This window comes from Hymenobacter agri, from assembly GCF_054778495.1.
The window spans coordinates 1-9,530 of sequence record NZ_BAAGZM010000118.1 but is presented as its reverse complement, the minus strand read 5'-3'; the positions used below and the strand labels follow the sequence as shown (position 1 = coordinate 9,530).

Below are 9,530 nucleotides of genomic sequence, written 5' to 3'. Positions count from 1 at the left end.
GGTCGGCGGGCGTGTAGCCGGCGCCCACGGCCCGCTGCCGCCACCAGAACGAGCCCGAAAACGCCCCGGCCCGCGCAAACGCCTCGGGGTGGTGCCACACCATATCGACGGCCGACAAGCCGCCGAGCGAAAACCCGGCCATCACCGCCTGCGTCGGGTTGGGTGAGGCATGGTATTTCGCCTGCGCGAAGGGCAGCAATTCGCTGATTACAAACGCAGTGTAAGCCCCGGCCAGGCTGCCCCGGCCGTTAAAATCGGGGTGGCCGGCGGTGCCGTACTCCTGCACGCGCTGCTCGTTGGCGTGCGGGGCCACCAGCACGAAGGGTCGCACGGCACCACGGGCATACAGCATATCGAGCGTGGCTTGCAGGTACAGGCGCTCCAGGTCCTGGCCATCGTTGAGGTAGAGCACGGGCAACGGACCGGCACCAACCGAACCGGGTGGTAGCACGATGCTGAGCTCCACCTCGCGGCCTAAGTGGGCCGAGGTCAGCACTTCGCGGCACAAGCGGGTACTGGCGGGCGCGGCGCCAGATAAATTCGAGTCGGAAAGCATCGAACAAAGTAACGCAGGCGAGCGGAGTTCGTACTTGCTTTGAAATATTAACGCAGCCGTTACCGCAGGTCCCTGCTTTCATGACTAGTTTGCTGCGCCGCTGCTACCGTCGCGGTAATCTTACCCCTAACACCATCCACCGTGCAGGAACAACACCGCCGCTTCTACTCGCATCATCTGGGCCAGGATATTGACATGCTGGTATTTGGCACCTGGGGCTACCCGGTGCTCATCTTCCCCACTTCCGGCGGCCGTGAGTACGAGGCCCGCGACTTTCAGCTCATCGAAGCTGCCCGCCCGCTGGTGGAAGCCGGCCGCGTGAAGCTTTTCTGCATCGACAGCATCGATAAACATTCGTGGTACGCTAAGCACTTGGAGCCGCGCATCCGGGTGCAGAACCACGTTTTCTACGACCAGTTTCTGAGTGAGGAGCTGGTGCCCATGCTGCAGCGAGAGTGCAACGTCGATAAAATTGCGGTGGCCGGGTGCAGCTTCGGCGGCTATCACGCGCTCAACTTCGCCTTCCGCCACCCCAACCAGGTGGCCCACCTGTTCACGATGGGCGCGGCCTTCGACATCCGCCAGTTTCTGGACGGCTACCACGACGACAACGTCTATTTCAACAACCCGCCCGAGTTCATCCCCGGCGCGCACAGCGAGCATTTCCAGTGGATGAATATCATCCTGGGCACCGCTGAGCACGACTTCTGCAAGCCGGCCAACTACGACATGTCCCGCATTCTGAGCGAAAAAGGCATTCGCCACCGGCTCGAGGTGAAGCCCCACGGCAACCACGACTGGCCCGTGTGGCGCGAGATGTTTCCGGAGTACCTGAGCACCATCCAGTAGTTGGTTTTGGGGGGTTGGTTGTTGGTTTTTGGCAATCAGGCACTAGCAATTAAACCCCCAAGCCAAACAACCAAAACCTAAAAACCAAGCACTAAAACACCCTTTCCCATGAAAAAAATTGGCATCCTCTTCGGGCAGGAAAACACGTTTCCGCAGGCCTTCGTCGACCGCGTGAACGAAAAAGCGCCGGCCGACATTCGCGCCGAGTTCGTGCAGATTAATCAGGTAGAGCAGCACGTCGCCACCGATTACGCCGTCATCATCGACCGCATTTCGCAGGACGTGCCCTTTTACCGCGCCTACCTGAAAAACGCCGCCCTGATGGGTACTGCTGTGATTAACAACCCCTTCTGGTGGTCGGCCGACGAGAAGTTTTTCAACAACGCGCTGGCTGTGCGCTTGGGCGTGCCAGTGCCCAAAACCCTGCTCCTGCCCAGCAAAGCCCGCCCCGATGACACTTCTGAGCGCAGCTTCCGCAACCTGAGCATGATGGATTGGGAGGCAGCCTTTGCTCACATCGGCTTTCCGGCCTACATGAAGCCCCACTCGGGCGGCGGCTGGAAAAGCGTGTACAAGCTGCACGGCCCCGAAGACTTTTTCCGGGCCTACGACGAGACGGGCCAGCTCGTGATGCTCTTTCAGGAAGCCGTGGACTTCACCGACTACTTCCGCTGCTACTGCATCGGCGGCAAGGAGGTACTCATCATGCCCTACGAGCCCCGCAACGAGCCGCACCTGCGCTACGCCACTGAGATGAAAACTACGGGCGAGGCCGGTAAAAAGCTGCTGGCCACCATGAAGGACTACGTGCTGAAGCTGAACGAAGGCCTGGGCTACGACTTTAATACCGTGGAGTTTGCCGTGCGCGACGGCATTCCGCTGGCCATCGACTTCGGCAACCCCGCGCCCGATGCCGACGTGAACTCCGTGGGCCAGCAGAATTTTGAGTGGGTAGTGGAAGCCGCTGCCAACCTGGCAATTGAGCGCGCTAAGGCCCAGGTGCCCGGCCAGGACAACCTAACTTGGGGCACCTTCGTGCACCCCACCGCGGCCAAAGCAGCGGCTGGGGTAGCCTCCAAGCCAACTCCGCCCGCTAAGCCCAAACCCGCGCCCAAAGCAGCCGGCACCGTGAAAATTGGCAGCCCCGTGCACGAAACCAACGACTTGGGCGCCACCGGCGCTCCCAAGCCGGGCGCCCGTAAGGCCGCCGGGGCCATAAAGCCCGAGCCGCCCACCGGCGAGGTCCCCGCAGCCGGGAAAGCTGCGGCTAAAAAGCCGGCCGCACCCAAAAAGCCAGCTAAAAAGGCCTAATAACCCTAATCAAGCGCGTTTTCTACCTGATTGCCCTCCCAGCCGAAACCACTTGGCTGGGAGGGCTTAAATCCCGCCGCTTATGTCGCTCCCCAAGTTCACCCTCGGCATCGAGGAAGAGTTTCAGACCATCGACCCCAACACCCGGGAACTGCGCTCGCACCTGTCGCAGATTGTGGAGGGCGGCCAGATGACCCTGCACGAGCAGGTGAAAGCCGAAATGCACCAAGCCGTGGTGGAAGTGGGCACCACCATTTGCAATAACATCAGCGAAGGCCGCGACCAAGTGCTGATGTTGCGTCGCCACGTGATGGAGCTGGCCGATAAGCAGGGCCTGAAAATTGGGGCGGCCGGCACGCACCCGTTTTCGCGCTGGCAGGAGCAGCCCATCACGCCCGATGCCCGCTACGATAAAATCGTGGAGGAATTGCAGGAGGCCGCCCGCTCCAACCTCGTTTTCGGCATGCACGTGCACATCGGCATCGAAAACCGCGAAATGGGCGTGTACATGATGAACACGCTGCGCTATTTTTTGCCGCACCTGTTCGCCCTCAGCACCAACTCGCCGTTTTGGGAAGGGCGCGAAACGGGCTATAAGTCGTTTCGCACCAAGGTGTTCGAGCGGTTTCCGCGCACGGGCATTCCGGGATTTTTCCACAGCGCCAGCGACTACGACGAGTTTATTGCGCTGCTCATTAAAACCGGCTGCATCGACAACGGCAAGAAAATCTGGTGGGATTTGCGCCTACACCCGTTTTTCGACACCATCGAGTACCGCATCTGCGACATGATGCTGCGCGCCGATGAAACCATTTGCGTGGCCGCCATCATGCAGGCGCTGGTAGCCAAAATCTACAAGCTGAAGATGCAGAACCTCAACTTCCGCATCTACCGCAGCGCGTTGGTGAAAGAAAATAAGTGGCGCGCCGCCCGTTACGGCATCGATGGCCGCATGATTGATTTCGGCAAGCAGGAGGAAGTGCCCACCCGCCAGCTCATCTTGGAATTACTCGATTTCATCGACGACGTGGTGGACGAGCTCGGCAGCCGCCACGAGGTAGAATATGCCCTCAAAATAATGGAAATGGGCACCGGCGCCGACCGCCAGCTCCAGGTATTCCGCGAAACCGGCGACCTGCATCGCGTGGTCGATTTCATCCTGCAGGAAACGGCTCACGGCCTGTAAATCTGCCTTATCTATTCTAACTTTGCCCTGCCAGCGCCCGCCATTCGGTGGGCGCTGCTACTTTTTAGCAACGCAGGTGGGCCGCCTTTTTGCTCGCTGCATTTTATTGTTTATTGCTTGATTATGCTGAAGCCAATTCGAATTGCCATCCTGGATATGTATAATAATGCGGCCAACGAAGGCATGCGCTGCATCCGGCAGCTACTGCAGCGCAGCGCCACCGAATTGGGCACCGAATTCCAGGTCGACACCTATAATGTGCGGGCCGCAAACCAACTGCCGGGCCTCGACTACGACGCTTACATCTCGACCGGCGGCCCGGGCAGCCCCCTGGCTTCGGATGAGCCCTGGGAAGTGCGCTACTTTGCATTCATCGATGCACTGCTGCTGCACAACCATACTCAGCCGGTGAAAAAGCATTTGCTGCTGATTTGCCACTCCTTCCAGCTCGTGAGCCGGCATTTGGGGCTGGGCGAAGTGGGCAAGCGCAAATCCACGTCGTTTGGCGTGCTGCCAGTGCACCTCACCGAAGCCGGCGAGGCCGAACCCGTTTTTGCGGGCCTGCCCGAGCCCTTCTACGCCGTCGATTCGCGCGATTACCAACTGACGGAGCTGCACACCGAGCGGCTGGCGCAGCTGGGCGGTCGGGTGCTGTGCCTCGAAAAAGAGCGGCCGCACGTGCCGCTGGCCCGCGCCATCATGGCCATTCGCTTCACGCCCGAAATGCTGGGCACCCAGTTCCACCCCGAGGCCGATGGCGAAGGCATGCTGCGCTATATGCTGACCGACGAGCGCAAGCAGCAGGTTATCACGGCCTACGGCGAGGCCAAATACGACGAGATGGTGCGCCTGCTGGCCGACCCCGGCACCATCGAGCACACCGAATCCATCATTCTGCCCACGTTTTTGCGGCGGGCGCTGGCCCACCTGGTGCCTGCCCCCATCTTAGTATAGCCCCGCCCCTACTCCTTTCCCATGATTCCGGAACCCCGCCGCCGCTACAACGCCGCTTTCACGCCCGCGCGCTACCAGGAAATGCTGGCCGACATTGACCGCCAGCTGCCCGGGCAGCTCGATTTTCGGGTGGCCGAGTCGCCGGTGTTCGTGCCGGCCGGCCTACGCGACAAGCTCATTGCCGCCGGCGAAAGCATCATCGACGTTATTGAGCAGCCCGATTTTCGGGCCCGCACCGACACCGCCATTCCGGCGCACCAGCGCGTGCCCGGCCCCGAAGGCCGCCCCGAGTTCCTGACCTTCGATTTCGCCGTGTGCCGCGACGCGCAGGGCGAGCTGGAGCCCCAGCTGATTGAGATGCAAGGCTTTCCTTCGCTTTACGCCTTCCAAGGCTGGCTGCCGGGCGAGTTCGCCCGCTTCTTCACCATCCCCGATTCGGTATCGCCCTTCATCGAAACCGCCGACCTTGCCAGCTACATCGCGGAGATGTGCCAGTTCCTGCTAGCCGACGAGCCCGCCGAAAACGTGGTGTTGCTGGAGTTGTTTCCAGAGCGCCAGAAAACCCGCGTCGATTTTGCCCTCACCAAGCAATTCTGGGGCATCGAGCCGGTGTGCCTGACCAAGGTGCGCAAGCGCGGCCGCGAGTTGTTCTATGAAAAAGACGGCCGACTGGTGCGCATCAAGCGCATCTACAACCGCATTATCTTTGATGAGCTGGCCCGCTACCCCGACCTCGAAACCGAGTTTCACCTCACCGATGCCGACGTGGACGTGACCTGGGTGGGCCATCCCAACTGGTTTTTCCGCATCAGCAAATTCACACTGCCGCTGCTCAGCGGGCCGTTTGTGCCGCCCAGCTACTACCTGCATGAGTTGGCGGAGTACCCGGCCGACCTCGAAAACTACGTGCTGAAGCCGCTGTACTCGTTTGCCGGCGCGGGCGTGCGCCTGCACGTAACAGCCGCCGACCTTGACGCTATTGCCGACAAAAACCACTACCTGTTGCAGCGCAAGGTGCAATACGAGCCCGTGGTGCAGTCGCCCGACGGGCTGGTGAAGTGTGAGATTCGCCTGCTCTACATCTGGCCGGCCGGCGCGGTGCGGCCTCGCCTGCTCACCGGCCTCAGCCGCCTGAGCCGCGGCGAGATGATTGGCGTCGACTTCAACAAGGATAAGGACTGGGTGGGCGGCACCACGCCGCTGTTCGAGCGCTAGGGCTGCGCGCCAGCAACGTCGGGCCCGGGTTGCGCGTAAAGCCCGGCAATAATTTTACCATTGCCCACGCACCCATGTCTTCACTTGCCGAAAGAGGCCTCCAGCTCTCCAAAAACGCTATTTTCAACGTCTTCATCGGCCGCGCCACCAAGCTGCTGGGCAAGCCGTTCAAGGTAGTTGCCATTCTCAACGAAACCGCCGACAAGCTCGCCGATAAGGATAGCAAGGACAATAAATTCAAGCAACTGTTCGATGTGGCTTCCACGCTGGTGCGCTTGGTGCGCAACTACATCAGCGGCGACTACCGCGAGGTTGCCACCGGCACCATTGTTTCGGGCTTTGCCGTGCTGCTCTACGTGCTGTCGCCCATCGATTTGGTACCCGACTTCATTCCGGTACTGGGCTTTCTTGATGATTTGAGCCTGATTAGCTGGTTCCTGGGCAAGTTTCAGGATGAGATTGCCAAGTACCGCGCCTGGGAAGACTCGCACTCCGGCGCAACGGCCAGCCTTGACGCCGGCCCCGACCTGGCGGCCCGCCCCGCCACCAGCGACACCCGGCAGCCGGCAGTAGCCGAACTGGGTCATTCGTAATCCAACCCGGCCCGCTGCCGATATTTACTGCCCCGCCCGGCCGCGCTGGCCGGCGGGGCATTTTTATTTTTCCTGCGTCCTCGCCCTGGCACATTCCGGCGCTTGCTTGTTTCTATCGCAATACCTGCCCTGTGCGGGCCGTTTGCCTGCTTGCTGCCTATGCCCACGTTTGTCGTTTCCATCCTGCTGCCCGAGTCGTTCGACGACGACTTTATTGCCCTGATACCGCGCCACCGCGATTTCATCAATCGCCTGCTGAACGAAAAAATCATCGAAACCTACGCCATTAGCAGCGACCGCAGCCGCGGCTGGGTCACAATGAACGGCGACGACGAAGCCGCTGTGCGCGCCGTGGTCGAGCAGTTTCCGCTGTATCGGTTCATGCATGGCGTGGAAATTGATGAGCTGTTTCTTTTCGATACCGTAGCCTCACGCTTTCCCCACATCAGTCTGAACTAAGGCAGCGGGCCGCTCGAGCGGCGGCGCGCAGTTCTTCACCTTCCGAACTCTTTTTTTCTATGTCTGCGTTTTTCGCACCCTTTGGTCCGGCCCTGCGCCGGGCCGTCCCGCTGGCTTCGGCAGTTGTTCTAATGGCCGCCACACCGGCCGCGGCCCCCATTACTACCGAGCAGCTCACTGCCCGTATGGGGGCCGCTATCGAAGGCCTGAAATACCTGCGCTGCACCGTGAAAGCCCAGGAGCGCATCGAAGGCAGCATCCGGCAGGCGCGCAGCATCATGAAAATTGCATACAAGCCGCTGCGTATCTACATCAAAAACCAGAAGGGCGTGGAAGTGCTGTGGCTGCAGGGCCAGAACAGCGGCGATGCCTGGGTGAATCCGGCGGCGTTTCCCTACGTCACGCTCAGCCTCGACCCCAACGCCAAGCTCATGCGCAGCAACCAGCACCACACCGTGCTGCAAGCCGGCTTCGGCACCATTTCCGACCTGCTACGCACCACCGGCCTGCGCCAGGACCTCTCCTACAGCCGCTCGTTCAAGTACGTGGGCGACAGCACCGTGATGGGCCGCCCCAACTACGTACTGCGCTCCGACTATCCGCAGTTCCGCTACGTGAGCTACAAAGCCGGCGCCAACGAAACCATCGCCTCGGTAGCCGAGCGGTTTGGCTGCGGCGAGTTCCGCATCATTGAGCGCAACGGCCTCACCATCGGTGAGAAAATCCCGGCCGGCAAGGTGCTGCAGGTGCCCAACGCCTACGGCCGCCGCACCATCGTCTGCATCGACCCCAAAACTTACCTGCCCACCGTGGTGCAGGTGAACGACGACAAAGGCCTGTTCGAGAAATTTGATTTTTCCGACGTGGTACCCAACCAGCCCATCCCAGCCGAGGAATTCAGCAAGGATTACAAGGGATACAAGTTTTAGGTCTTTACTGTCATCCTGAGCAAAGCGAAGGCCCTTATTCCATTAGAATTTTCTAACGGAATAAGGGCCTTCGCTTTGCTCAGGATAACAGCGAAAAATTACCTTCTCATCGTTTTCTCAATGTGGTCCCACATGTCGGAGGTCAGCATTTCGAGCTTGTTGAATTCGCCGGCACCGTTCAGCCACTCGCCGCCGTCGATGGTCACGACTTCGCCGTTCACATAAGCCGAGAAGTCCGACACCAGGTAGGCGGCCAGGTTGGCCAGTTCCTGGTACTGGCCCACGCGCTTGAGCGGCACGCTGGCGGCCGGGTCGAGCTTGCTGGCCAGCGGCTCGGGGAACAGGCGGCTCCAGGCACCTTCGGTCGGGAACGGGCCGGGCGCAATGGCATTGGAACGAATGCCGTATTTCGCCCATTCAACTGCTAATGAGCGCGTCATGGCCAGCACGCCGGCTTTGGCCGTCGCCGAGGGCACTACAAAGGCCGAGCCCACCGAGGCATAAGTGGTGACGATGTTGAGGATGGTGCCGGGCTTTTTGTCGGCAATCCAGCGCTTGCCCACGGCCAGCGTGCAGTTGTAGGAGCCGCGCAGCACAATGTCCACAATCACATCGAACGCCTTGTGGCTCAGCCGTTCGGTGGGGCTGATGAAGTTGCCGGCCGCGTTGTTCAGCAGCACATCTACGCCGCCGAATTCCTGGATGGTGCGCTCCAGCATGGCTTCTACCTCGTCGTACTTGCGCACGTCGCAGGCAATGGCCAGCACCTTGCCGCCGGTTTGCTGGCGCAGTTCATCAGCGGTTTTTTCCAGCACGTCGAGCTTGCGACTCGTGATGGTGACATTGGCCCCCAACTGCAGGAAGTAGGTAGTCATGGCTCGGCCCAGGCCGGTGCCGCCGCCGGTTACGATAATGGTTTTGCCAGCCAGCGCGTTATCGCGCAGCATGGGCTGGGTGTAGGGTGCGTTCATGCAAAAAGTTGAAATAAAAAAGAGGGTGGGTGCAAGTAGCCTAAGGCCGAAGGTACTAGACGAAACCGTCGAACCTCCACCGTGCGCCATCGGGTGTCAACGCGACCGAATCAGCTGGTTAAATATAGGCGTTTCATAATTTATTCGCACCTTCGCAGTTCCAAGCACCCTTCTTTATCTATGACCAGTTCCATTTCCGGGGGCTCCACGAGCACGGCTTCGGGGGCGGAATTTCCCAGCGTACTCGTGCTGGGCTGCGGCTGGCTGGGCATGGCCCTGGCCCGCTCGCTGGTGCAAGCTGGCCACCGCGTAGTCGGTACCAGCACCACCCCCGAAAACCTTGATATCATGCAGGCCGCCGGCATCGAGCCGCACCTGCTTCGCCTTGGCTCCGACTTCGGCCCCGCCGCCGACGCTCTACTTCATCGCCTGCTGGCCGATACCGACGTGCTCGTGCTGAACGTACCGCCCCGCGCCGCCGCTGCCGGCACCTACCCCACCCTGCTG

At 60.6% G+C, this 9,530-nt stretch carries 11 protein-coding genes; 9 read left to right on the top strand and 2 right to left on the bottom strand.

What is annotated here, in order from left to right:
• On the bottom strand, positions 1-556 hold a 556-nt coding region (locus ACYVDE_RS08455; RefSeq protein ID WP_460501054.1), incomplete at its 3' end, for an alpha/beta hydrolase.
• Positions 557-697: 141 nt separating this feature from the next.
• Between ACYVDE_RS08455 and ACYVDE_RS08450 the strand changes: the two genes are divergently transcribed.
• From ACYVDE_RS08450 to ACYVDE_RS08415, 8 genes are all read left to right on the top strand, one after another.
• Positions 698-1,405 (top strand): esterase family protein, encoded by a 708-nt coding sequence (locus tag ACYVDE_RS08450; protein WP_460501053.1) that lies wholly within the window; start codon positions 698-700, stop codon positions 1,403-1,405.
• A gap of 108 nt (positions 1,406-1,513) precedes the next feature.
• On the top strand, positions 1,514-2,716 hold the full coding sequence (locus ACYVDE_RS08445; RefSeq protein ID WP_460501051.1) for an ATP-grasp domain-containing protein: 1,203 nt from the start codon (positions 1,514-1,516) through the stop codon (positions 2,714-2,716).
• Between the two features lie 82 nt (positions 2,717-2,798).
• A complete protein-coding gene (locus ACYVDE_RS08440) occupies positions 2,799-3,902 on the top strand; it encodes a carboxylate-amine ligase (RefSeq protein WP_460501049.1) in 1,104 nt (367 codons plus the stop codon).
• Between the two features lie 126 nt (positions 3,903-4,028).
• Positions 4,029-4,856 carry a type 1 glutamine amidotransferase gene (locus ACYVDE_RS08435; protein ID WP_460501056.1) on the top strand — a complete coding sequence of 276 codons (828 nt, stop codon included), beginning with the start codon at positions 4,029-4,031 and terminating at the stop codon, positions 4,854-4,856.
• 21 nt (positions 4,857-4,877) lie between these two features.
• The gene (locus tag ACYVDE_RS08430; protein WP_460501048.1) at positions 4,878-6,071 is read left to right on the top strand and encodes a hypothetical protein; all 1,194 of its coding nucleotides are present in this window, start codon (positions 4,878-4,880) and stop codon (positions 6,069-6,071) included.
• Between the two features lie 74 nt (positions 6,072-6,145).
• Complete coding sequence (locus ACYVDE_RS08425; protein ID WP_460501046.1) at positions 6,146-6,664, top strand: YkvA family protein; 519 nt, start codon at positions 6,146-6,148, stop codon at positions 6,662-6,664.
• 159 nt (positions 6,665-6,823) lie between these two features.
• Positions 6,824-7,123, top strand: coding sequence for a hypothetical protein (locus tag ACYVDE_RS08420; protein ID WP_460501044.1), 300 nt, complete (start codon positions 6,824-6,826; stop codon positions 7,121-7,123).
• Positions 7,124-7,182: 59 nt separating this feature from the next.
• Entirely contained in the window at positions 7,183-8,052 is an 870-nt protein-coding gene (locus tag ACYVDE_RS08415; protein ID WP_460501042.1) for a DUF1571 domain-containing protein, read from the top strand.
• Positions 8,053-8,150: 98 nt separating this feature from the next.
• On the opposite strand, the gene ACYVDE_RS08410 is transcribed toward ACYVDE_RS08415, so the two are convergent.
• On the bottom strand, positions 8,151-9,023 hold the full coding sequence (locus tag ACYVDE_RS08410; protein ID WP_460501041.1) for an SDR family oxidoreductase: 873 nt from the start codon (positions 9,021-9,023) through the stop codon (positions 8,151-8,153).
• A gap of 180 nt (positions 9,024-9,203) precedes the next feature.
• Here ACYVDE_RS08410 and ACYVDE_RS08405 point away from each other — a divergent pair.
• The coding region (locus tag ACYVDE_RS08405; RefSeq protein WP_460501039.1) for an NAD(P)-binding domain-containing protein at positions 9,204-9,530 on the top strand (327 nt) is incomplete at its 3' end.

Coding starts and splice junctions, on each gene's coding strand:
- ACYVDE_RS08445 (WP_460501051.1), top strand. CDS start 1,514: ATGAAAAAAATTGGCATCCTCTTCGGGCAGGAAAACACGTTTCCGCAG.
- ACYVDE_RS08440 (WP_460501049.1), top strand. CDS start 2,799: ATGTCGCTCCCCAAGTTCACCCTCGGCATCGAGGAAGAGTTTCAGACC.
- ACYVDE_RS08430 (WP_460501048.1), top strand. CDS start 4,878: ATGATTCCGGAACCCCGCCGCCGCTACAACGCCGCTTTCACGCCCGCG.
- ACYVDE_RS08425 (WP_460501046.1), top strand. CDS start 6,146: ATGTCTTCACTTGCCGAAAGAGGCCTCCAGCTCTCCAAAAACGCTATT.
- ACYVDE_RS08420 (WP_460501044.1), top strand. CDS start 6,824: ATGCCCACGTTTGTCGTTTCCATCCTGCTGCCCGAGTCGTTCGACGAC.
- ACYVDE_RS08415 (WP_460501042.1), top strand. CDS start 7,183: ATGTCTGCGTTTTTCGCACCCTTTGGTCCGGCCCTGCGCCGGGCCGTC.
- ACYVDE_RS08410 (WP_460501041.1), bottom strand. CDS start 9,023: ATGAACGCACCCTACACCCAGCCCATGCTGCGCGATAACGCGCTGGCT.